The organism is Phyllobacterium sp. SYP-B3895 (assembly GCF_009647635.1).
GTDB classification, from domain to species: domain Bacteria; phylum Pseudomonadota; class Alphaproteobacteria; order Rhizobiales; family Rhizobiaceae; genus Phyllobacterium; species Phyllobacterium pellucidum.
Genome location: NZ_WJIG01000002.1, coordinates 745,275 through 766,859 on the forward strand (window position 1 = coordinate 745,275; position 21,585 = coordinate 766,859).

The 21,585-nt window shown below is 58.8% G+C and carries 20 protein-coding genes and 1 pseudogene; 14 read left to right on the forward strand and 7 right to left on the reverse strand.

Going from position 1 to position 21,585, the window contains the following annotated elements:
- Nucleotides 1-120 precede the first annotated feature (120 nt).
- On the reverse strand, nucleotides 121-621 hold the full coding sequence (locus tag GF108_RS10065) for a DUF1236 domain-containing protein (RefSeq protein WP_153667839.1): 501 nt from the start codon (nucleotides 619-621) through the stop codon (nucleotides 121-123).
- 127 nt (nucleotides 622-748) lie between these two features.
- On the opposite strand from GF108_RS10065, the gene GF108_RS10070 reads away from it, so the two are divergent.
- The 3 genes from GF108_RS10070 to GF108_RS10080 are packed head-to-tail and all read left to right on the forward strand — an operon-like array spanning nucleotide 749 to nucleotide 3,179.
- Nucleotides 749-1,636 carry a sulfite oxidase heme-binding subunit YedZ gene (locus tag GF108_RS10070; protein ID WP_153667840.1) on the forward strand — a complete coding sequence of 296 codons (888 nt, stop codon included), beginning with the start codon at nucleotides 749-751 and terminating at the stop codon, nucleotides 1,634-1,636.
- A 50-nt stretch (nucleotides 1,637-1,686) separates the two neighbouring features.
- On the forward strand, nucleotides 1,687-2,787 hold the full coding sequence (locus tag GF108_RS10075; RefSeq protein ID WP_153668244.1) for a pyridoxal phosphate-dependent aminotransferase: 1,101 nt from the start codon (nucleotides 1,687-1,689) through the stop codon (nucleotides 2,785-2,787).
- A 26-nt stretch (nucleotides 2,788-2,813) separates the two neighbouring features.
- Nucleotides 2,814-3,179, forward strand: a complete 366-nt coding sequence (locus GF108_RS10080) for a DUF423 domain-containing protein (RefSeq protein ID WP_370462123.1) — start codon at nucleotides 2,814-2,816, stop codon at nucleotides 3,177-3,179.
- Between the two features lie 317 nt (nucleotides 3,180-3,496).
- Here the strand turns inward: GF108_RS10080 and GF108_RS10085 are convergent, their stop codons facing one another.
- The gene (locus tag GF108_RS10085) at nucleotides 3,497-4,003 is read right to left on the reverse strand and encodes a hypothetical protein (protein WP_172982609.1); all 507 of its coding nucleotides are present in this window, start codon (nucleotides 4,001-4,003) and stop codon (nucleotides 3,497-3,499) included.
- 139 nt (nucleotides 4,004-4,142) lie between these two features.
- On the opposite strand from GF108_RS10085, the gene GF108_RS10090 reads away from it, so the two are divergent.
- The 5 genes from GF108_RS10090 to GF108_RS10110 all read left to right on the forward strand — a co-directional run bounded on the left by GF108_RS10090 (nucleotide 4,143) and on the right by GF108_RS10110 (nucleotide 10,246).
- Nucleotides 4,143-4,799, forward strand: a complete 657-nt coding sequence (locus GF108_RS10090; protein WP_153667842.1) for a TetR/AcrR family transcriptional regulator — start codon at nucleotides 4,143-4,145, stop codon at nucleotides 4,797-4,799.
- A complete protein-coding gene (locus GF108_RS10095) occupies nucleotides 4,765-5,928 on the forward strand; it encodes an isovaleryl-CoA dehydrogenase (RefSeq protein ID WP_153667843.1) in 1,164 nt (387 codons plus the stop codon). The genes GF108_RS10090 and GF108_RS10095 overlap by 35 nt, the downstream gene beginning before the upstream one ends.
- 56 nt (nucleotides 5,929-5,984) lie before the next feature.
- A complete protein-coding gene (locus GF108_RS10100; RefSeq protein WP_153667844.1) occupies nucleotides 5,985-7,592 on the forward strand; it encodes a carboxyl transferase domain-containing protein in 1,608 nt (535 codons plus the stop codon).
- Nucleotides 7,593-7,614: 22 nt separating this feature from the next.
- Nucleotides 7,615-9,621, forward strand: coding sequence for an acetyl/propionyl/methylcrotonyl-CoA carboxylase subunit alpha (locus tag GF108_RS10105; RefSeq protein ID WP_153668246.1), 2,007 nt, complete (start codon nucleotides 7,615-7,617; stop codon nucleotides 9,619-9,621).
- A gap of 97 nt (nucleotides 9,622-9,718) precedes the next feature.
- Entirely contained in the window at nucleotides 9,719-10,246 is a 528-nt protein-coding gene (locus GF108_RS10110) for a Dps family protein (RefSeq protein ID WP_153667845.1), read from the forward strand.
- A gap of 91 nt (nucleotides 10,247-10,337) precedes the next feature.
- Here GF108_RS10110 and GF108_RS10115 read toward each other — a convergent pair whose 3' ends face one another.
- Together GF108_RS10115 and GF108_RS10120 are read right to left on the reverse strand one after the other, a co-directional pair.
- Entirely contained in the window at nucleotides 10,338-10,544 is a 207-nt protein-coding gene (locus tag GF108_RS10115) for a hypothetical protein (RefSeq protein WP_027229912.1), read from the reverse strand.
- 170 nt (nucleotides 10,545-10,714) lie between these two features.
- A complete protein-coding gene (locus GF108_RS10120; RefSeq protein WP_153667846.1) occupies nucleotides 10,715-10,981 on the reverse strand; it encodes a sel1 repeat family protein in 267 nt (88 codons plus the stop codon).
- A gap of 450 nt (nucleotides 10,982-11,431) precedes the next feature.
- Between GF108_RS10120 and GF108_RS10125 the strand changes: the two genes are divergently transcribed.
- Nucleotides 11,432-11,779 (forward strand): DUF2147 domain-containing protein, encoded by a 348-nt coding sequence (locus GF108_RS10125; RefSeq protein WP_153667847.1) that lies wholly within the window; start codon nucleotides 11,432-11,434, stop codon nucleotides 11,777-11,779.
- Between the two features lie 1,069 nt (nucleotides 11,780-12,848).
- Here the strand turns inward: GF108_RS10125 and bla are convergent.
- Complete coding sequence (bla, locus tag GF108_RS10130; RefSeq protein ID WP_246663900.1) at nucleotides 12,849-13,739, reverse strand: class A beta-lactamase; 891 nt, start codon at nucleotides 13,737-13,739, stop codon at nucleotides 12,849-12,851.
- A 173-nt stretch (nucleotides 13,740-13,912) separates the two neighbouring features.
- Here bla and GF108_RS10135 point away from each other — a divergent pair, with 173 nt between their 5' ends.
- The 3 genes from GF108_RS10135 to chrA all read left to right on the forward strand — a co-directional run bounded on the left by GF108_RS10135 (nucleotide 13,913) and on the right by chrA (nucleotide 18,108).
- Complete coding sequence (locus GF108_RS10135) at nucleotides 13,913-14,314, forward strand: GFA family protein (RefSeq protein WP_153667848.1); 402 nt, start codon at nucleotides 13,913-13,915, stop codon at nucleotides 14,312-14,314.
- A 1,564-nt stretch (nucleotides 14,315-15,878) separates the two neighbouring features.
- Nucleotides 15,879-16,697, forward strand: a complete 819-nt coding sequence (locus GF108_RS10140; RefSeq protein WP_153667849.1) for a sulfurtransferase/chromate resistance protein — start codon at nucleotides 15,879-15,881, stop codon at nucleotides 16,695-16,697.
- Nucleotides 16,690-18,108, forward strand: a complete 1,419-nt coding sequence (gene chrA, locus GF108_RS10145) for a chromate efflux transporter (protein WP_370462124.1) — start codon at nucleotides 16,690-16,692, stop codon at nucleotides 18,106-18,108. The genes GF108_RS10140 and chrA overlap by 8 nt, the downstream gene beginning before the upstream one ends.
- Before the next feature lie 34 nt (nucleotides 18,109-18,142).
- On the opposite strand, the gene GF108_RS10150 is transcribed toward chrA, so the two are convergent.
- On the reverse strand, nucleotides 18,143-18,844 hold the full coding sequence (locus GF108_RS10150; protein WP_153667851.1) for a glutathione S-transferase N-terminal domain-containing protein: 702 nt from the start codon (nucleotides 18,842-18,844) through the stop codon (nucleotides 18,143-18,145).
- 180 nt (nucleotides 18,845-19,024) lie between these two features.
- Between GF108_RS10150 and GF108_RS10155 the strand changes: the two genes are divergently transcribed.
- Both GF108_RS10155 and GF108_RS10160 read left to right on the forward strand, forming a co-directional pair.
- A complete protein-coding gene (locus tag GF108_RS10155) occupies nucleotides 19,025-19,189 on the forward strand; it encodes a hypothetical protein (protein WP_153667852.1) in 165 nt (54 codons plus the stop codon).
- A 45-nt stretch (nucleotides 19,190-19,234) separates the two neighbouring features.
- The gene (locus GF108_RS10160) at nucleotides 19,235-20,743 is read left to right on the forward strand and encodes an AMP nucleosidase (protein ID WP_091919223.1); all 1,509 of its coding nucleotides are present in this window, start codon (nucleotides 19,235-19,237) and stop codon (nucleotides 20,741-20,743) included.
- A gap of 18 nt (nucleotides 20,744-20,761) precedes the next feature.
- Here GF108_RS10160 and GF108_RS10165 read toward each other — a convergent pair.
- Nucleotides 20,762-21,527: pseudogene (locus GF108_RS10165) on the reverse strand (VOC family protein).
- Nucleotides 21,528-21,585: the final 58 nt, after the last annotated feature.

A 21,585-nucleotide genomic window follows, 5' to 3' on the forward strand; every position in this document is an offset into this window, starting at 1 on the left:
CGCAGATGTCGCCCCCAGATTGAACCGGATGACGCAAATGTGCACCGTGAGCAACTGCCAAACACGACGAAGCCGATTGCAGGCGCAACCGGCTTCGGGCCGTGATCGACAGCTATCGGTTTAACGCACCCAAACGACGCGTCTCGTGCTCCGGTCGATGAGCGCTGGCCTCTGGTCGACATAGACGTAGGAATAGCGCGGCTGGTCCGGGATATCGGTGAGCATCACATCTCCCGGAATGACCGTGCCGCTCGAAACGGGACCATCGATCATCACTGTGTCCACCGGATGTCGCTCAATATAGGTTATCGCATCGTCCGGCACGGCTTTTGAACTTTCGGACAGGTAGACCACCTGGCGGCTGCGCATCGATACGATCACCGGGCGACCGTTGACGTAGACATAGCCAAAATCGGGATTATCCGGAATTTCGTGGATAACGATCCTTTCCGGCACGACATAGCCCTGCGAAACACTGTCGTCGAGCACCACCGGATCGGACGGATTCGCGATTACGTAGTCACGGGCGCCCTGCGGCACTTCCACGAGCACGTCCTGCGCAAGGGCGAAACCGGTCGTTGCAAACAACGCGGCTGCCGTCAGTGTGAGAACCTTGTTCATTGTGACCTCTCCTGTTTCATTCGCAGGGAAAACCCCGCGGGGGCCGATATGGTTCCGAGAAAATGGCAGGCGCATTCGCGCTTTCAGGGCTTGTTGTGTTGAACCTTCGGGTCGGTTATGGCCGTAAATGACGCAGACGAAACGCCAAAACAGGATCGCCATGAAGTACCCGTGGAATGATCGAGCCGGTAAGCTATCTGTCATCAAGATCACAGCGCTGGCGGTCGCTTTTCTGCCTCTTTTGTGGATCGTTGCGAGCTACAAGACCAACATTCTGGGGCCACGGCCAATCACCCAGGCGATCCACGAGACGGGCGATTGGGCCATCCGTTTCTTTCTGGTCTCGCTGACGATTTCACCGCTTCGCGCCATTACGCGTTGGTCGAAGCTCATTCTTGTCCGGCGCATATTGGGGCTGACGGCCCTTGCCTACGCGCTCCTGCATTTCTCGCTCTACATCGTCGATCAGAACTTCAACCTTTCAAGGGTTGCCACCGAAATCTGGCTGCGCATCTACCTGCTCATCGGTTTTGTCACCCTCCTCGGATTGGTAGCGCTCGGCGTCACATCGACGGATGCCATGATCCGGCGTATGGGCAAAAACTGGAACAGGCTGCACCGTCTGGCTTATACGCTGGCCGCCCTCGGTATCCTGCACTTCTTCATGCAGTCGAAGGCCGATGTGACGGAGCCCACCTTGATGGTTGGGCTTTTGCTCGCGCTTTTCGCCTATCGCGTGGCCAAGGTCTGGGATTTTGATATAGCGGCAGTACCGACGCTCATCGCCATTGCCGTCATCGCGGCGTTTGGAACAGTCCTCATCGAATATGCCTGGTTCGCCGTTGCGACGCGGATCCCCCCGTCCCGCGTCCTCCTCGCCAATCTCAGTTTCAGTCACTCGATCCGGCCAACCTGGTGGGTCCTGATGGCCTGTCTCATACCCGCGTTCTGGGCGGCGATAAAACCGATGATTGGCAATGATGGCCGCAAGATCAATCCGCTGTCGGCCAAGTAAACGCAGAAGTTTTGCTTTTCACCGACGCAAAAACTGCTATCGCTTTTGCCATGGAACCGCAATTTACCCCCCTCATCGACTCCCTGCCCTCGACAGTGCCATTCGTCGGCCCTGAGGCGCTTGAGCGCAAACGCAATCGCATTTTCCGGGCGCGCCTTGGTGCCAATGAAAACAGTTTCGGTCCGGCGCCGTCAGTCATTGCCGCCATGCAGGAAAATGCAGCGGATGCCTGGAAATATGCCGATCCGGAGAACTTCGATCTGAAGCAGGCGCTGGCTGCCCATCTCGGTGTGGCGCCGGGCAATGTCGTCGTCGGCGAAGGGGTCGATACGCTGCTCGGGCTTGCAGTGCGCCAATATGTTCAGCAGGGTACGCCCGTCGTCACCTCGCTCGGCGCCTATCCGACATTCAATTTCCATGTCGCAGGATTTGGCGGACGACTGGTCACGGTGCCTTATCGCGATGACAGGGAAGACCTTGACGCTCTGCTTGACGCCGTCGAGCGCGAAAACGCACCGCTGGTCTATTTCTCCAATCCAGACAACCCCATGGGAACGTGGTGGGCGGCGGCGGATATTGAACGTTTCATCGCCAAGCTACCTGCCACAACGATGCTGATCCTCGACGAGGCCTATGGCGAGACCGCGCCTGCCTCGGCCATGCCGCCGATCGACGTTTCGCGCCCCAATGTGTTGCGCATGCGCACATTCTCCAAGGCATATGGTCTTGCCGGCATGCGCTGTGGCTATGCCATCGGCGCCGAGCGGCAAATCCTTGCCTTCGACAAGATACGCAACCATTTTGGCATGAACCGGCTGACCCAGGCGGCAGCGCTCGCCGCGTTGAAGGATCAGGATTACCTGACATCGGTCATCGCGCGGATCATAACCGGTCGCGACCGTATCGCGCAGATCGCCGCGGAAAATGGCTTGAAGGTCATCCCGTCCGCCACGAATTTCGTCACCATCGATTGCGGCCGCGACGGGCCTTTTGCGCTCTCCGTCCTCAACGCGCTGGTCGAGCGCGACGTCTTTGTGCGCAAGCCCATGGCGCCGGGGCTCGACCGCTGCATTCGGGTGAGTGTGGGGCTGGAACACGAACTCGATTATTTCGCCGAGCAGCTTCCGCTCGCCCTCGCCTTACTTGCTTGAAGCCTCAAAATCACGGAGAAACCCCGGTGGATATCAATCGCGCCTTTGTTGGCCTTGGCGGTCTTTTCGGAGCGGCCGGCATCGCCGCCTATGCGGCCGCGGCTCATAGCGCAAGCGGACATATGGCGACGATTGCGCCGATCCTTTCCATCCATGCGCCGGCGTTTCTTGCCCTCGCCATTCTCGCCAAGATGAGCAAGGCCGCCTATTTCGGCGGTCTGGTGCTGGTGCTCGGGCTCTTGTTCTTTATAGGCGATCTTGCGGCACGCGATTATACCGGCGACCGGCTCTTCGCTTTTGCAGCGCCGCTTGGCGGCTCACTGCTTATTCTCGGATGGCTGATCGTTGCGGCGACGGCTTTTCGCAGGCTGGATTTCAAAAGCCAAAGATAAACGGCTTCGCCACCGGCCAATTGTGTATGATTGCAGTGGCGCCGACGGCCATGCTCAGAGGTCGGCAAGTTTGGCAGTCGTTGCCAGGATGTTGACGCGCCCGCGAAGCTCGCCGAAAGATTCGGCAAGGCAGCGGTTGAGGCTTCCTTTCAGACAGAAAACATCTTCCCTCGGCCTCGCCGCATCCGCATCAAGATATCCAGCTTGGCATCGATCTTTTAGAAAGACTTTTCGAGAAACGCGACCCTCTGTTCAGGGATCGACAGTGCCGCTTCCGCCGAATTTCAAGGAATGCATCGGCAGCGGTTTCTGCGGCATCAGTTGCCCTTGAGCCTCGCATTGCACGTCGAGTAATAGCCGCCGCCCTGCTGGATCCAGCGCAAGCCGCTCAAAGTGCCCTTCTCCTTGTTGGCGTGATATTGCTCGAGACAGGTGTGCATCCGCGCCTTGGCCGGCGTTTCTGAAGCAAATTTCGTCGCCACCGACGAGGGGTACGTCGCCTTGCCGGAGTTCAATGTCGCCGTGGTGTCGGTCTTCTTTGGCGACTTTTTCGGCTTTGCGACAGGTTCCTCCGCTGCGGTGGCATCGGATGGCGGGGCATCGGTTTCAGTTGCCGCTGCTGGCGTCTTTGCGGCCTCGGATACACAATTGGCCTTGCGAAAATCGTTCCACGACACACCGGCTGTTTGACCCGCCGCCTGCGCAGCTTTGTATTTCACGCTGCATTCTTTCATGCTGAGAGCGCTGGCGGGCAAGGCGTAATTCAAAGGAACGAGAACGGCGACGAGGGCAACAGCTTTGCGGGCGATTCGGTAATCGATCATGAAAACCTGCTCTTAAAATGAATCATCAAAAAGCTCTAACAGTGTGATCCTACATGCACCTTTCGCTCCTTGCCATGCAGACTTTCGTATAGGAGAAGTAGGGTTGAATTAATCGAACGATCGTTTTATTAACCCGCCCATGGCACGAACCACAGGATCTGAAGGCGTTAAGACACGCAGCGCGATTGACGCGGCTGCGAAGCGTCTTATTGCGCGCGTCGGCTATGAGGCGATGTCGATGCGCCAGCTTGCCGACGAGGTTGGCGTACAGTCGGCCGCCTTCTATCACTATTATCCCAATAAGCAGCAATTGCTGTTCTCGCTCATGCGGGCGCACATGGTCCGGTTGATCGACGCATGGGAGGAGACGAGCTCTGGCGTGGAAGACCCCGTCGAGCGATTCGCCGCTTTCATACGATTCCACATCACTTATCATGCCGATCGACGTGATGACGTGCATATCGGCAATATGGAATTGCGCAGCCTGAACACCGACAACCGCGCCGTGATCGTCGCCCTGCGCGGGCGATACGAGAACAGCTTGCGCGAAATTCTCGACGACGGGCTCGATGCCCGCCAGTTCGTCATCGATGACATTGCGCTGATGACACGCGCGATCATTGGAATGACGACCGGTATCAATCTCTGGTTCCGCAGCGATGACAGGCTTACTGTCACCGAGGTTGCGGAAAAATACGTTCAGATGGGATTGCGCCTTGTTGGCGCCAAGAAGATCGAGACAGCTACCACGGGAGGACGCAATGTATCAGTCAGGACTAAGGTTCGGAGTATCTGAAGAGATCGAGGCGCTGCGCGACACCGTACATCGTTTCGCCCAGGAGAAGATTGCGCCGCTCGCGTCGGAGATCGACCGAACCAACCAGTTTCCCATGCAGCTGTGGCAGGAGATGGGTGCGCTCGGCCTTCTCGGCATGACTGCCAATCCTGAATTTGGTGGTTCCGGGCTCGGTTACCTCGCCCATGTTGTGGCGATGGAAGAACTGTCGCGCGCATCGGCTTCGGTCGCCCTTTCCTATGGCGCGCATTCCAACCTCTGCGTCAACCAGATCAATCGCTGGGGCACCGACGAGCAAAAGGCAAAATTCCTGCCGAAACTCTGTACCGGCGAGAATGTGGGCGCACTTGCGATGTCGGAGCCTGGTTCCGGGTCGGACGTCGTTTCGATGAAGCTCCGGGCCGACAAGAAGAACGACCGCTACGTTCTCAATGGCAACAAGATGTGGATCACCAATGGTCCGGACGCTAATACGCTCGTCGTGTACGCCAAGACCGATGCTGCTGCCGGCTCACGCGGCGTCACGGCTTTCCTGATAGAGAAGGAGTTCAAGGGGTTCAGCACGGCGCAGAAGCTCGACAAGCTCGGCATGCGCGGTTCGAACACCTGCGAACTCGTGTTCGAGGATTGTGAAGTCCCCTTCGAGAACGTCCTTGGCGAGGAAGGCAAGGGCGTCAAAATACTGATGTCCGGCCTCGACTATGAGCGTGTCGTTCTTGCCGGCGGTCCGCTCGGCATCATGGCGGCCTGCCTCGATGTGGTCGTTCCGTATGTGCATGAGCGCAAGCAGTTCGGCCAGCCGATCGGCGAGTTCCAACTCATGCAGGGCAAGCTCGCCGATATGTATACGACCATGAACGCCTGCCGCGCCTATGTCTATGCGGTGGCGGCGGCCTGCGATCGCGCCGAGACCACGCGCAAGGACGCCGCCGGCTGCATTCTCTACGCCGCCGAAAAGGCAACGTGGTGTGCGCTCGAGGCCATCCAGGCGCTCGGCGGCAACGGCTACATCAACGACTATCCGACCGGCAGGCTTCTGCGCGATGCTAAGCTTTACGAAATCGGAGCCGGCACCAGCGAAATTCGCCGCATGCTGATCGGCAGGGAGATGTTTGCAGAGTCACAATAGCTGCCTGTCGCGTTTCGAGTCCCCGCTGCCAATCAATTGATCCTACAGGAGACCGCATGACGATTCTTTCATCCGAGGTCAGCACAACGTCCGACGTCTTTATCGCGAACCGGGCGCGGATGCAGGCGCTTGTCAGCGAAATCGAGACCAAGGCAGCAAAGGTCAATCTTGGCGGCACCGAAGAGGCGCGCAAGCGCCACACGTCGCGCGGCAAGCTTCTGCCGCGTGACCGCCTGGCCCAACTCCTCGATGCAGGCTCGCCCTTTCTCGAAATCGGTCAGTTTGCCGCTTGGGGCATGTATGACGACGATATTTCGTCTGCCGGGCTCATCGCAGGTATTGGGCGGGTATCGGGCAAGGAAGTCATGATCGTTGTCAACGATGCAACGGTCAAGGGCGGCACCTACTACCCGCTTACTGTAAAGAAGCATCTGCGCGCCCAGGAAATCGCGCTCCAGAACAACCTGCCTTGCATATACCTCGTTGATTCCGGCGGCGCGAACCTGCCGAACCAGGATGAAGTGTTTCCAGACCGCGAGCATTTCGGCCGCATCTTCTACAATCAGGCCAATATGTCGGCGGCGGGCATTCCGCAAATTGCCGTCGTCATGGGATCGTGCACCGCGGGCGGCGCCTACGTTCCGGCTATGTCGGAAGAAACGATCATGGTGAAGGGGCAGGCAACGATTTTCCTCGGTGGCCCGCCGCTGGTCAAGGCGGCGACGGGCGAGGACGTGTCGGCTGAGGACCTTGGCGGCGCCGATCTTCACACACGCGAATCCGGTGTCGCCGATCACTACGCGATGGATGACGCACATGCGCTCGCCATCGCCCGACGCATTGTCGCAAATCTCAATCGAAAGAAGACGATAGGGCTCGATCTTCGCAAAGTGAGTCCGCCGCTCTATGATCCAGCCGAACTCTACGGCATCGTTCCGACCGATCTGCGCCAGCCATACGATGTGCGCGAACTGATCGCCCGCATCGTTGACGGCTCGGAGTTCGACGAGTTCAAGCAGAACTACGGCACGACGCTGGTCACGGGCTTTGCCCATCTTTACGGCATGCCTGTAGGCATCATCGCCAATAATGGCGTGCTCTTTTCGGAAAGCGCACTCAAGGGTACGCATTTTATCGAGCTGTGCACCCAGCGCGGCATCCCCCTCGTCTTCCTGCAAAATATCACAGGCTTCATGGTCGGCCGCTCCTACGAGGCGCGCGGCATTGCCAAGGACGGAGCCAAGCTCGTCACGGCCGTCGCAACGGCGCGGGTGCCCAAGGTCACGATGATTGTCGGCGGCTCGTTCGGCGCCGGCAATTACGGCATGTGCGGACGGGCCTTTTCGCCGCGCTTCCTGTGGATGTGGCCAAACGCCCGCATTTCAGTGATGGGAGGCGAGCAGGCCGCCACCGTGCTTGCCCTGGTCAAGCGCGAAGGCATCGAACGCAAGGGCGGTGAATGGACCACGGCCGACGAGGCTGCGTTCCGTGCGCCGATTCTCGAAAAATACGAGCGCGAGGGCCATCCGCTCTATTCGTCGGCGCGACTTTGGGATGACGGGATCATCGACCCCGCCAAGAGCCGCGATGTGTTGGCGCTGTCGCTCTCTGCCGCGCTGAACGCGCCGGTGGAAGAAACCCGCTTCGGCGTGTTCAGGATGTAGGGGAAAAAAGACCATGACGAAAATGTTCTCCAAAATCCTGATCGCCAATCGCGGTGAGATCGCCTGCCGCGTCATTCGCACGGCGCAGAACCTCGGCATCAGTACGGTGGCCGTCTACTCGGATGCGGACGCCCATGCGCTGCATGTCAGCATGGCCGATGAGTCCGTGAATATCGGTCCGGCGCCGGTCACCGACAGTTATCTTCGCGCGGACCACATCATCAAGGCGGCGCTCGATACGGGAGCCGAAGCCATTCACCCGGGCTATGGATTCCTTTCGGAAAATCCCGGTTTCGTCGATGCCGTGGTCAAGGCCGGCCTTGTCTTCATCGGACCTTCGGCGGATTCGATCCGCGCGATGGGTCTGAAGGACGCGGCGAAGCGGTTGATGGAAAAGGCAGGCGTTCCCGTCGTCCCGGGCTATCACGGCGAGGCGCAGGAACTCGTCGTGCTCGCATCCAAAGCCCGCGAAATCGGCTATCCGGTGCTGATCAAGGCCCGCGCTGGCGGTGGCGGCAAGGGCATGCGCAAGGTCGACAGTCCCGACGATTTCGCCGAAGCTCTCGGTAGCGCCCGGCGCGAGGCCAAGAGTGCCTTCGGCGATGACCGGGTTCTCGTCGAAAAGTACATCGCCAAGCCCCGGCATATTGAAGTGCAGGTCTTCGGCGACAATCATGGCAATGCCGTTCACCTTTACGAGCGCGATTGCTCGCTGCAGCGCCGGCATCAGAAGGTGATCGAGGAGGCTCCTGCCCCCGGAATAACCGCCGAAATGCGCCAGGCGATGACCGGCGCCGCGGTCAAGGCGGCGCAAGCAATCAAATATTCCGGCGCAGGTACGATTGAGTTCATCGTCGACGCAACGGAAGGCCTGCGGCCCGACCGCTTCTGGTTCATGGAGATGAACACGCGCCTTCAGGTCGAACATCCCGTGACGGAAATGGTAACAGGTCTCGACCTTGTGGAATGGCAATTGCGTGTGGCTGCCGGCGAGAAGCTGCCATTGGCTCAAGAGAATATCCCTCTCAACGGCCATTCCATCGAGGTTCGCCTGTATGCGGAGGATCCGGCAAAGAGCTTCCTGCCTGCCACCGGGACGCTCTATCACCTCGCCTTCCCCAATGCCGTCAAGGACGGCGCGGTACGGGTCGAGACCGGGGTTCGCAGCGGCGACGAGATTTCGCCGTTCTACGATCCGATGATCGCCAAGCTTGTGGTTCACGGCGCGGATCGGGCTGCCGCGCTCCGCGCGATGCAAAACGCGCTGGGCGAGACGGAAGTCGCCGGGACGGTCACGAACACGGCCTTTCTCGCGGCGCTGGTGCGGCATCCTGGATTTGCCGCAGGCGATGTCGATACGGGGCTGATCGACCGCGATCTTGCCGGGCTTATCGCGCCAGTCGCGATTGAAGCAGGGGCGAAGGAACTCGCTATCCTCTTCGCAAGCGGCCTGCTCAAGCGCCCGGTTTCCACCGATCCCTGGACCGCCTTGCGCGGCTACAGCCATCATGCACCCCTCGCCTATCCTGTGATGCTCGAGGAAAACGGAGCGATTACCCGTTACGACGTGTCGGTTCGCGGCGATGAGCGATACGGGATTTCCAGTCCCGCCGGTACGCAGGAACTGCGCGTTCGCCATGGACCGGCCACGTGGCATGTCACCGGCAAGGGCATCAATCTTCATGCCAAGGCCATGACGATACCGCATGGGGTCGCCGTGCTTGCCAAGGGCGCGGCGGCAACGTTCAGCGTTGCCGACCCGTTCCTCCTTGCCGAAGCGGCAGGCGGTGGAGGCGATCGCCTTGCCGCGCCAATGCCGGGTCTCGTGAAATCTGTGCGCTTTGCCGTGGGCGATCAGGTGAAGAAGGGGCAGGTTTTGCTCGTCCTCGAAGCCATGAAGATGGAGCATTCGATCACCGCACCGCATGATGGCAGAATTGCCGAAATAGCAAGCGAAGGAACGCAGGTGAAAGAGAAGTCGTCGCTCGTGCGGTTTGAAGACGCGGGCAATGATTCTTTAAAGATTTGAGGCAGCAAGCACGCCTTCGGCATGCTAGGAAAGTGGCGCGGGGCCCGCAGCTGCGGGCGCCGGGCTATGTTCCCGCCTTTAATTCAGGAGATTACCTATGGCCACAAAATCCCTCCAGACGATCAAGCGCGCTCCCCTCGCCACCCCTACCGACCTTGGGGAAAAGGCGACGCGCGATATTTCCGCCGCCGTCAATGCGCTGCTTGCCGACACGTTCGCGCTTTACATGAAAACCAAGAATTTTCACTGGCACATGAGCGGCCCGCATTTTCGCGACTATCACCTGATGCTCGACGAGCAAGGCGAACAGATCTTCGCCATGACCGACGTTCTTGCCGAACGCGTCCGCAAGATCGGCGGCACCACGCTCAAGTCGATCGGGCAGATTTCGTCGAAACAGCGCCTTCTCGACAATGACGCGAATTTCGTGACGCCTGAAGACATGATCGCCGAGCTGCGCGACGATACAAAGAGCTTCATCAGCTATCTGCGCCAGGTGCATGAACTCTGCAGCGAATACAATGACAGCGCCACGACCAGCATCATCGAGAACTATATCGACGAGTCCGAGCGGCGCCATTGGTTCCTGTTTGAAGCATCGCGCGTCGGCCCGGCTGGCGTCTGATCGATCCGTTGCGGATAACCCGGCCGTCCCGGCGGCCGGTTTGTTTGCGTAATTTCCCCGGCAGACCGATACTATCTAAACAAGACGTGCTCTAATCGTTTGCCTTGGCCAGCCTTGCCAACTGCGCGCGGCCTTGCGTCTCAACAATCATGGTCTCGACCGATGAAATGTTGAGGGCCAGCGTTGCGATTTTCTGCAAAGTATTGTTGTCAGGAAATGTCTTGGTCTTGGCTGAGCTCGTTATCAGCTGCCTTTGGGCAGCCGTGAGCCTAGCGAGCAATTCTTCGAGTTCATCCATGAATGTCCGTCCGCCGTGGTTGCAATAAATACAATACTTATAGTTGTAGCGTAGCAGTATGGCTAACTTATACTGTAATCACAATCTTGTGTCCATCCACCGCTGGCAATCTAGCCATAGGGTGCAGAAGAGAATTTTCTACACGCCAAGGTTGTGTCCATTCCGACAGATCAGTGTGTCGTCATCCATTTGCGGGCTTCGCGCAGGGCGGTTGCGAGATCAACCTTGGACATTGTCTTGCCAAGTTCGGCCCGCAGTTCCGCGGCGCGATCGCAGCCCTTGATAGCGGCGATGTTGAACCATTTGTGCGCGGCCACCAGGTCGACGGCGCAATCGCGACCGGTTGCGTACATGATGCCCATTTCGAAGAGGATGTCGGTCTGGGCGGAGCCACCGGCGTCGCCGGTTTCGACAGTCTGAAGATCAAAGCGTGCCATTTCAGTCAAACCCCTTGTTGAACCAAATTCGTGTCGAACGAAAAGCCCTGTTAGACTTCTGAGAACCGCCATTTGTTTGTTTCGGCGTGCTCTTTCGATGCTTTTAAGAATGAACGATAGGCTTGAAATTGCTGTTAAAAGCCATGATTAACCGCGCACAAACAAAACAAAAACAACTCGTAAACTTCGCAATTCATTAAATATAGCACGCCAGCAATTGCAGGCATTTGCCGCAAATTTGCCTAAAATCGGATCTGCCGGCCTGAAGAGTTTGATAACCAAACGCGCGGTTTGCGAATTTGAACTTCGGCAATTCACTCCCGCCCACGCTGCGTGAAAACAGGCGGATTTTCGGCTGGGGCTGCTTTCTTTCCCCGATATTTTGAATTACGTTTACGTTTGCGTAAGAAATGGCGATGCTGGAGATCGCCGCGTATCGGGAGGAAATTCATGACGCGCAGAATAGTTTTGGCCTGCACCGGCCTTGTCCTTATGGCTGGCCCTGCTCTTGCAGAAGAAGCGATCGTCGGATCGTGGAAGCGGCCAAACGGCACCATCATTCAATATTCGTCCTGTGGGACAGATACCTATTGCGGCACGGTGATGACCGGCGAATACAAGGGTAAGTCGATCGGCTCGATGTCCGGCAAGAGTGGTTCCTACAAGGGCACGGTGAACAAGCTCGACGAGGGCAAGACCTATAATGGCAAGGCGACGGCAACCGGGGCGACCCTTTCGCTTTCGGGCTGTGTCATGGGCGGGCTCATCTGCAAGAGCGAGAGCCTGACGCGCCAGTAGAGGTCGGGTGGGGTAGGCAGATCATCCAGAGCCGGGTGGCGGCGGTTTTCGCATGCGTTCACATCAGCGACCTTTCCGCCGATATCCTCGGCTCTTGACCCGAGGACCCATTCTCTCTTCGTGGGGCGGACAGCGTCCATGCCGGAGGGCCATTCTTCGCTTTGTGAGGCAAACAGCGTCGACGATGGATCCTCGGGACAAGGGCCCGGAGGATGACGGAAGCGAGGGGAGCCAGAGGGACGTTCTCCCTCCGTGGCCGAACAGCGTCCGCGGTGACGGCAGTGGAGCGGTCTGCCGTCTGCACTTCCCCCTCCTACGTTTATCCATCGGACGAAGTGGCGGCGCTGCTCGCATAAGTTCCCATCATCCACCCTCTCCGCCGTCATCCTCGGGCGTTAGACCCGAGGACCCATTCTTTCTTCGTGGGCAGACAGCGTCGACGATGGATCCTCGGGACAAAGCCCGAGGATGACGGAAGTGAGGGGAGCCAGAGGGACGTTCTCCTCCCTCCGTGGCCGAACAGCGTCCGCGGTGACGGCAGTGCAGACTGCCGAAGGATAGAGGAAGTGAGAACGGCCTGCGGTGACGGTAATGGGGCAGTCCGCCGTCTGCACTTCCCCCGTCCGATGTTTATCCATAGGACCGAGTCGAACGAGCGGACTTCGATGACTGAGTGGGAGCTTCTCGCATAAGTTCCCATCATCCACCCTCTCCGCCGTCATCCTCGGGCGTTAGACCCGAGGACCCATTCTTCTTCGCGGGGCAAACTCATGCCGGAGGGCCATTCTTTCTCCGTGGGCAGACAGCGTCGCGATGGATCCTCGGGACAAGGGCCCGAGGATGACGGAGAGGAGATCCCGTGGATCGCGGCAGTGAGGGGAGCCCAAGGATGGCGGAAACGAGAACGGCCCGAGGTGACGCAGTGCAGACGACCCTTAGATGACGCAAGAGGGGATCGCCGGGGATGACCGCCGTGGGAAATGTGCGGCACACTTGGCGCTGATAACAACAGGGGACCAGTCTGCCCGGGCCCTGTTTGAGCGGCGACCGGATCGCCGCCCAGCAAACCTCAAATGTTCTCAGCGACCAGGCTTGCCACCTTCCGGTGAATTTCATTCCGGCTATCCGCGGTTCCCTTCGGATCGTAGAGATAGACAGCCAGCAGGATCGGCTTGTGGCTTGGCGGCCAGATCACCGCGATGTCATTGGCCATGCCGCTGTCGCTGGTACCGGTTTTGTCGCCGACGCTCCAGCCCTTGGGCAAGCCGCCGCGCAGGCGTTTGTCGCCGGTCTTGTTCGCAAGCAGCCACTCGATGAGCTGATCGCGTGAGGATTTCGCGAGCGCGTTGCCGAGAACCGTCTTCTGCAGATCTTTCAAAATGTGCGCCGGCGTAATGGTGTCACGCGGATCGCCCGGCGTCGCCTCGTTCAGTTCTGTCTCGCGGCGGTCCAGTCGAAACGTCGCATCGCCGAGGCTGCGCGCATATTGTGTCAGGCCCTTCGGTCCGCCGAGATTGTCCAGCAGGAGATTGCCGGCGGTATTGTCACTCAACGTGATCGCAGCTTCGCAGAGTGCAGCAAGGGTCATGCCCTCGTCGACATGCTTTCCCGTGTTGGGCGAGCCGGCAACAAGGTCGCCCTTGCCGTATTTAATGACACGATCAAGTTTTTCTTCCTTGCGATCAACCTTCGCCAGTACCGCGGCCGCGGCCAGGAACTTGAACGTGCTGCACATCGCAAAGCGCTCATGCGCGCGGTATTCGATCTTGCTGTCGCTCGCCGTGTCGAGTGCTGCAACCCCAAGGCGTGCACCGGTCTTTTCCTCTAGCCCCTTGAACGCCGCATCGAGATCAACCCTTTCGGCCGGCGCGGCATAGGCCAAAGCTCTCGGCAACGCCAATGCCGGTATCGCCAGCATCGATCCGAGCAATGCTCCGCGGCGGGTAATAGAACCACTCATTTCATATCTCCATGTCTTACGAACTGACTGCGCGATTCACGCGTGGCGAAAGCTGCGATCCGAACTGGCAAATTCCGTGGAGAAACTGTGACGAAAAAGAGCGCCTGAACTTGACCAATAGTGAACCTTCTGGTTATTTAACTTTTTGGTAATTTAAACCTTAGGAGGGAACGATGCGAAAGACCTATCATGGGAGCTGTCATTGCGGAGCGGTTCGTTTCGAGGCCGACATCGACCTCACTCAGGGCACCAGCAAGTGCAATTGTTCGGTCTGCGCCAAAGGCCGTTTCTGGAAGGTGATCGTCGGCGGCGATGAGCTTCGTGTCGTTACGGGGTCAGAAAAATTGACCGCGTATCGTTTTGGCGGCGGCACAATTACCCATTTCTTTTGCGACACATGCGGCATGAAACCGTTCGGTCAGGGCGAGATGGAAAGCATGGGAAAGTTCTATGGCGTCAATGTCGCCTGCCTCGATGATATGCCTGTCAATGACCTGGTAGCGGCGCCTTTGGAGTATCAGGATGGGCTCCACGATCACTGGGAGCGGAGGCCGCAGGAAGTGCGCCACCTTTAGCTGGGATTTTGAGTTCTAACAAAAATGAGCGAGCAAAAACAACACTCTACGCCGTGAAAAGCCCTTTATTTACAGCATATTAGACTAATGTCTAATTGTTTCGAACAATTCCCCGGGCTATAAAGAAATCGATTTTAGCGTGTAGTTGTTTTCGAAATGCACTGTTGTTGACCACCTTTATCCTGCGGTTGCTGGTGTCTTAAGTATCCAGTCGTTTATGTGCAAACCCTCCCTGCACATCAAGCCGAAATTTCGGGAGGATCAGGGATAGAATGGTGCGTAGGCCATTCCTTTCTTGAGGCATGTGCCCAAACTTTTGTCGGGCCAGGCAACCGCAGGACCAATGCGCTCGAGCAGCTCCTTCGCTGGTTACGGGCAAAAAGACAGGCAGCCATGGAAGTCCCCCCATGGCTGCCTTTTTCTTGTGGTAGATGAGTTTCCCGTGCCTGGTCGCAGCGATTTTGCAGCGCCCTTGCGGGCAAACGACTTTACGCCTTTAGCGGCCGCGAGTTGCCGCGCGCTGGCTGACGCCTTTGCCGAGCCCTTTAGGCAGCAGCGAGTCGCCCGATCTTGTTGGTTGCGGACTTGGCCTAATATTGGTTGCGACAGCGATCTGCCGAGCACTGGCCGACGCCTGGGCCGAGCCCTTTAGGCGGCAGCGAGTCGCCCGGCCCTGTGGTTAGCCTTGGCGGCGAAAGTGAATTTGTTAAGCGAGTTCGTTAAGACGAGTTTGCCAGGCCATGTTAGCGGCAGCAGGTCGCCCGGCCCTGTTGGTTATGGACTTGGCCGTGTCTTGGAGGTGGAAAGGAATTTGCTGCGCGAGTTGTTGCGACGCGTTTGCCGAGCCTTGTCAACGGCAGCGAGTTCGCCAAGCCCTGTTGGTTGCGGACTTGCCAAGCCTCAGTGGTGGAAAGGAATTTGCTGCGCGAGTTGTTGCGACGCGTTTGCCGAGCCTTGTCAACGGCAGCGAGTTTGCCGAGTCTTGTGACCGGCAGTGAGTTCACCAAGCCCTATCGATTGCGAACTTTGCCCGGATTTGGTGACGGAAGTGAATTTGCTACCCGAGTTGGTTGAGACGACTTGCCTTGCCCTGTAAGCGGCAGCGAGCTTGCAGTGTCGTGTTAGTTAAGGACTTTAAGCCTTGGTGGCGGGAGCGAGTCGTCGGGCGCTGTTGGCTGACTAATTTGCCCAGCCTTGTCACCGGCAGCGAGCTTGCAGCGCCGTGTTGGCTAAGGACTTTGAGCCTTGGTGGCGGCAGTGAACTTGCTGCGCGAGTCCGTTGAGACGAGTGCCGCGCCTTGTCATCAGCAGCGAGTTTATCGAGCCCTGTCGGTTGAGGACTTGCCGTGCCTTGGTGGCGGAAGTGAATTTGTGACGCAAGTTGGTCTCTGACTTTGCCCAGCCCCTTAGCTGAGGTGCCCGCCGGGGACAGCCCTTGCCTTCGCTCTTGTTGACATAATCCTGTTTCGTGACAATCATAACCTTATGGGGATTGCGATCTCCCCACCAGGCGTCATGCCCAAGTATCGCGTCCAACAACCCCACTTTAGCGGAGGGACGCGAAATGTCTTCGACGACACGAATTTCACACGAAAAACTGGCACGGCTTATCGGAACGCCGGCATGCCCTGTCCTTGTCGACGTCCGTACGGACGAGGACTTTGCCCTCGATGAGCGATTGATTCCCGGCTCACGCCGCCGCTCATATGCGGCAATCGAAACCTGGCGCGATGAACTCGTCGGCAAACGGGCAATCGTCATCTGCCAGCAAGGCCGGAAGCTCAGCGAGGGGACCGCGGCGCTGCTGCGTTATCACGGCGTGCCGGCCGAATCGATCGAGGGTGGCTATGAGGCGTGGGTCACGGCATCTCTGCCGCTGGTTCGCGTGTTACGGCTGCCCACGGCAGACCCGAATGGACGGACAATCTGGGTCACACGGGCCCGGCCAAAGATCGACAGGATTGCCTGTCCGTGGCTGATCCGTCGGTTTATCGACCCTGATGCCGTGTTCCTGTTCGTCACGCCTGCGGAGGTCGAAGCAGTGGCCGAGCGTTTTGGCGCGACGCCCTTTGACATTGAAGACGTGTTCTGGAGCCATCGCGGCGAACTCTGCACGTTCGACGTGATGATCGAGGAATTCGGCTTGGCGTCGGAACCGTTGACGCGCCTTGCGACGATTGTGCGCGGTGCGGATACGGCCCGGCCGGACCTTGCACCCGAGGCACCGGGCTTGCTTGCCGCATCACTCGGCCTGTCGCGGATGTATTCCGACGATCTGGCACAGTTGGAAGCTGGCATGATGCTCTACGACGCATTCTATCGCTGGTGCCGTGATGCGACGGGCGAAACGCATAACTGGCCAAATCGCAAGCTTGGTGCATGAGTTGACCGTTTCAGCACCCGATGGCGTGAACGCCGTATCCCAAGGGCGAACGGGCCATGACATCTCGTTCAGCCAAGCCGTGCGTGTCTGGATGCGTGTCGCATCATTGAGCTTCGGCGGGCCTGCCGGGCAAATCGCAGTGATGCATCGCATTCTGGTCGATGAGAAGCGCTGGATCGGCGAAAACAGGTTTCTGCATGCCCTCAATTATTGCATGCTCCTGCCCGGACCCGAGGCGCAGCAGCTGGCGATCTATATTGGCTGGCTGCTGCACCGGACCAAAGGCGGCCTCGTTGCCGGCACGCTGTTTGTCCTTCCGGGCTTTCTGTCGATCCTCGGCCTCAGCGTCATCTACGTCCTGTTTGGCAATGTCGGGATGGTGGCGGGGCTATTCTTCGGCCTCAAAGCAGCCGTGCTTGCCATCGTCCTGCAGGCGGTGGTGCGGATTGGCGGCCGCGCGCTCAAGAATTGGGTCATGGTGTCAATCGCCTTTGCCGCTTTCGTGGCAATTTTCGTCCTGCACGTGCCTTTTCCACTCATCGTTCTCATCGCGGCATTGATCGGGTTCATCGGAGGAAAAACCGGATCGACGCTGTTTCAATTAGGCGGAGGTCATGGCGATGCGGCCGCCGGGCTTACCGACCGGGACTCGGCGCTCGGCGAAGCGACGCCCGAACACGCCCGGCCGAATCTCGCCTGGTCGCTGAAGATAGGCGCCGTCCTTCTCGTCCTCTGGCTTGCGCCGGTCGGTGCCATCGTTCTCGCTCTCGGACCAGACAATGTGTTCAGCCAAATCGGCATTTTCTTCAGTAAAATGGCGATGGTAACGTTCGGCGGCGCCTATGCGGTCCTCTCATACGTCGCCCAGCAGGCGGTCCAGCATTACGGATGGCTGCAGCCCGGGGAAATGCTGGACGGGCTTGGCATGGCGGAGACGACACCCGGACCGCTGATCATGGTGGTACAGTTCGTCGGCTTCCTCGGCGCCTATCGTGCGCCCGGCTCGTTGCCACCGCTCACGGCAGCCGTGCTCGCTTCGATCCTGACGACATGGGTGACATTCGTGCCATGCTTTCTGTGGATTTTCCTCGGCGCTCCCTTCATAGAGCGGCTTCGCAACAACCGGGCGCTGACAGGCACAATGACCGCGATTACCGCCGCCATCGTCGGCGTAATCACCAACCTTGCCGTGTGGTTCGCGCTGCACGTGATGTTCACCAGCATCGTTCGCTGGGAAGCATTGGGCATCACGATCGACGTGCCGGTGCTCTCTTCTGTCAACCTCGCTTCCGTCGCGCTGACCGTCAGCGCGATCGCCGCCATTTTCTGGCTGAAATGGGGAATGTTGCCGACGCTTCTTGCCACGTCATTGGCCGGCATGGCGTGGTATCTCTTCCACGGGCTGAATTGAAGCCCTGCCCCGCCAGGGCTTCAATTGCGCCGGTTCAGCGGGCCCGCTGGCCGAAGAGCACCTTCTTGGCTTCCTCGTCCTCGGCGAGATTGCGCCGCTCTTCTTTCCCGAGTTCGAGCCCGCGCTGCACGCCGGGCCGCGCACCGATCGCTTCGAACCAGCGCTTAAGATTTGGAAATTCCTTCAAATCCTGACCCTGATTGGCATGCGGCACGACCCAGCCATAGGCGGCCATGTCGGCGATGGAATAGTCGCCGGCAAGATAGTCGTGCTCGGCAAGCCGCCGGTTCATCACGCCATAGAGGCGGTTTACCTCGTTGGTATAGCGATTGAACGCATATTCGATCTTCTCGGGGGCATATTGACGGAAATGATGCGCCTGGCCGGCCATCGGGCCGAGACCGCCCACCTGCCAGAACAGCCACTCTTCAACCGCGACGCGGCTGCGTTCCTCCTGCGGATAGAATTTTCCGAATTTCCGGCCGAGATACTGCAGGATCGCGCCGGATTCGAATACCGAGATTGGCTTTCCGCCCGGTCCCTCTGGGTCGATGATGGCCGGCATACGGTTGTTGGGGGCGATCTTCAGGAAAGAAGGCTCGAACTGTTCGCCCTTGCCGATGTTGACAAGTTTCAGATCGTAGGGAACGCCGAGCTCCTCGAGCATGATGGATATTTTCCAGCCGTTGGGCGTCGGCCAGTAATAGAGTTCGATCGGTTTGGTTTGGGAGGTCATCGCAGTCTCCATGCGTGGGAATGTTCAAGAGAAATAGAACTTCCATCGCCGCGCGCAAGATGGGCCATGCAATTCCGTTGAACGCCAGATGAACGGCGGTCTCAGCTTTGGTTCAGCACGCCTCGCCTAATTTGCGCTCGATACGATGGGTGCCGAAGCGGGCCGAGGAGATTCCGGGACATGATGCGGTCGACAGCAAACTTTTCGCTGATTTTCCTGCGGGCGCTTGTCTTTTCGGCGATCCTCGTCGGGCCGGTCATCGCCTTTGCGGCCAGCTATGAAAGCCGCTCGCCATCCAATGGCGGCGTTGGGCTCGTACTCCTCGTCGCCTTGCAGCGCGTTTGAGACAGGTGCATTTCAACTGTCACCCGGAGCGACTATATTGCGGGGATGGATAAACGAATCGGAACAAGAAAGCCTGTCACGATCAGCATGCCGCCGCATGTTGAACCCGAAGAGTTCATGGACGAGCATGCGGCTGTCGACGCGCTGCGCCGGATCTACGAGCGCAATACGCAATTCCTGCGCGACGCCTTCGACAAGGTCGCGAAAGGCGAAGCCAAGGACACGCTGCATTTTCGCGCCTTCTACCCCGAGGTGCAGCTTTCCACGTCAAGCTATGCGCAGATCGACTCGCGCCTTGCCTTCGGCCATGTGTCTTCGCCCGGCCAGTACGCGGCGACCATTACCCGCCCCGACCTCTTTGCAAGTTACCTCGAGGAACAGATCAAGCTCTTGATCCGCAACCACGGCGGACCGGTGACTGTGCAGGAATCGACGACGCCCATCCCGATCCACTTCGCCTTCCTCGAAGGAACGCATGTTGAATCTTCGATCGCCGATGCGTTCACCCGGCCCCTGCGCGATCTATTCGATGTGCCGGACCTCAATGCAACCGATGACCGCATCGTCAATGGCGAATACGAGGCGGATGACCTCGATGGCATCATGCCGCTATCGCCTTTCACCGCACAGCGCGTCGATTATTCCCTGCACCGGTTGTCGCACTATACGGCCACGCATCCGGTGCATTTTCAGAACTATGTGCTGTTCACCAACTATCAGTTCTATATCGATGAATTCTGCGTGTGGGCGCGCAAGCTCATGGCAGCCGGCGGTGGCGGCTATGAGCGTTTCATCGAGCCTGGCAACCTGATCACCGAGGCAGGCAGCAGCGCGCCGACATCGGGCGTTCCGGCCGGTCGCATGCCGCAAATGCCGGCCTATCATCTCGAACGCCGCAATGGATCGGGAATCACCATGGTCAATATCGGCGTCGGCCCTTCCAATGCCAAGACGATCACAGATCACATCGCGGTCTTGCGTCCGCATGCATGGCTGATGCTCGGGCATTGCGCGGGCCTGCGCAATACGCAGGCGCTCGGAGACTATGTGCTGGCCCATGCCTATGTGCGCGAGGACCATGTGCTTGACGATGATCTGCCCGTATGGGTCCCGATCCCTGCCCTTGCCGAAGTTCAGGTGGCGCTGGAACAGGCTGTCGCCGAAATTACCGGGCTCGAGGGCTATGATCTGAAGCGGATCATGCGCACCGGCACGGTGGCGACGATCGACAACCGCAATTGGGAATTGCGCGACCAGCGCGGTCCGGTGAAACGCCTGTCACAGTCGCGCGCCATTGCGCTCGATATGGAATCGGCGACGATCGCTGCAAACGGTTTCCGCTTCCGCGTCCCCTACGGCACGCTGCTCTGTGTTTCCGACAAGCCGCTGCATGGCGAACTCAAGCTGCCGGGCATGGCGACGGAGTTCTACAAGCGCCAGGTTGCCCAGCATTTGCAGATCGGCATTCGCGCGCTGGAAAAGCTGGCTGAAATGCCACCCGAGAAACTGCACTCGCGCAAGCTGCGCAGTTTCTACGAGATGGCATTTCAGTAGCACCTCAAGCGATCCGGCTCAGCTGCGCATACCTACCAGGCAGAACATCGCGCCCTGCGGATCAAGGCATTGGAGGATAAAGGCGCCGCCCGGTACCTCCTGCGGCCCGAACAGGACCTTGCCGCCCTTGCTCGTCACCCGTTCCTGCGCCGCATCGATGTTGTCGACGCAGAAATAGAAATTCCACATTGGCGGGACCGACTTGTCCATCCGGTTCATCATCCCGCCGACAGCTTCGGCACCGGCGGCGAAGAGCTGGTAAGTGCCCATATCGCCCATATCAATCGCCTGGTCCTTGGTCCAGCCGAAGAGTTTCGAATAGAAGTCGAACGCGCCTTGCCAGTTCTCGGTGTTAAGCTCATGCCAGCCGATCGTGCCTTGCACCGGCGGTTTCGGCATATCGCCCTGGTCCGTCATGCTTGGCGCAAACAGCTGAAACGTTGCGCCCTGCGGGTCGGCGACAACTGCAAAGCGGCCAACATTGGGAATATCCGCCGGCTCGCGATAAACCTTGCCGCCGAGTTGCTCGACTTCCTTCGCCTTCGCATCGACGTCCTGCGCCCAGATATAGCCAGTCCACGCTGGCTTCATGTCCGGGCCGCAGTCGTCCGGTATCGTCATCAGGCCTGCCACTGGCGCGGCGCCAACGTTAAGCAACGTAGCGCATGTCGGGATGTCCGGAATCCTTTGGGTCCCAGCCGACGACATCACTATAGAAAGCCTCTGCCGCCTCGGCGTCGGTGGTCATCAATTCATACCAAATGAAATTGCCGGGTGTGGTCATGTTAGTACCTCCTCCATGATTGGCCGGACTATATCGGGATCTCGTGATTAAATATTGA

Coding starts and splice junctions, on each gene's coding strand:
- GF108_RS10065 (WP_153667839.1), bottom strand. CDS start 621: ATGAACAAGGTTCTCACACTGACGGCAGCCGCGTTGTTTGCAACGACC.
- GF108_RS10070 (WP_153667840.1), top strand. CDS start 749: ATGACGCAGACGAAACGCCAAAACAGGATCGCCATGAAGTACCCGTGG.
- GF108_RS10075 (WP_153668244.1), top strand. CDS start 1,687: ATGGAACCGCAATTTACCCCCCTCATCGACTCCCTGCCCTCGACAGTG.
- GF108_RS10085 (WP_172982609.1), bottom strand. CDS start 4,003: ATGATCGATTACCGAATCGCCCGCAAAGCTGTTGCCCTCGTCGCCGTT.
- GF108_RS10090 (WP_153667842.1), top strand. CDS start 4,143: ATGGCACGAACCACAGGATCTGAAGGCGTTAAGACACGCAGCGCGATT.
- GF108_RS10095 (WP_153667843.1), top strand. CDS start 4,765: ATGTATCAGTCAGGACTAAGGTTCGGAGTATCTGAAGAGATCGAGGCG.
- GF108_RS10100 (WP_153667844.1), top strand. CDS start 5,985: ATGACGATTCTTTCATCCGAGGTCAGCACAACGTCCGACGTCTTTATC.
- GF108_RS10105 (WP_153668246.1), top strand. CDS start 7,615: ATGTTCTCCAAAATCCTGATCGCCAATCGCGGTGAGATCGCCTGCCGC.
- GF108_RS10110 (WP_153667845.1), top strand. CDS start 9,719: ATGGCCACAAAATCCCTCCAGACGATCAAGCGCGCTCCCCTCGCCACC.
- GF108_RS10115 (WP_027229912.1), bottom strand. CDS start 10,544: ATGGATGAACTCGAAGAATTGCTCGCTAGGCTCACGGCTGCCCAAAGG.
- GF108_RS10120 (WP_153667846.1), bottom strand. CDS start 10,981: ATGGCACGCTTTGATCTTCAGACTGTCGAAACCGGCGACGCCGGTGGC.
- GF108_RS10125 (WP_153667847.1), top strand. CDS start 11,432: ATGACGCGCAGAATAGTTTTGGCCTGCACCGGCCTTGTCCTTATGGCT.
- bla (WP_246663900.1), bottom strand. CDS start 13,739: ATGAGTGGTTCTATTACCCGCCGCGGAGCATTGCTCGGATCGATGCTG.
- GF108_RS10135 (WP_153667848.1), top strand. CDS start 13,913: ATGCGAAAGACCTATCATGGGAGCTGTCATTGCGGAGCGGTTCGTTTC.
- GF108_RS10140 (WP_153667849.1), top strand. CDS start 15,879: ATGTCTTCGACGACACGAATTTCACACGAAAAACTGGCACGGCTTATC.
- GF108_RS10150 (WP_153667851.1), bottom strand. CDS start 18,844: ATGACCTCCCAAACCAAACCGATCGAACTCTATTACTGGCCGACGCCC.
- GF108_RS10155 (WP_153667852.1), top strand. CDS start 19,025: ATGATGCGGTCGACAGCAAACTTTTCGCTGATTTTCCTGCGGGCGCTT.
- GF108_RS10160 (WP_091919223.1), top strand. CDS start 19,235: ATGGATAAACGAATCGGAACAAGAAAGCCTGTCACGATCAGCATGCCG.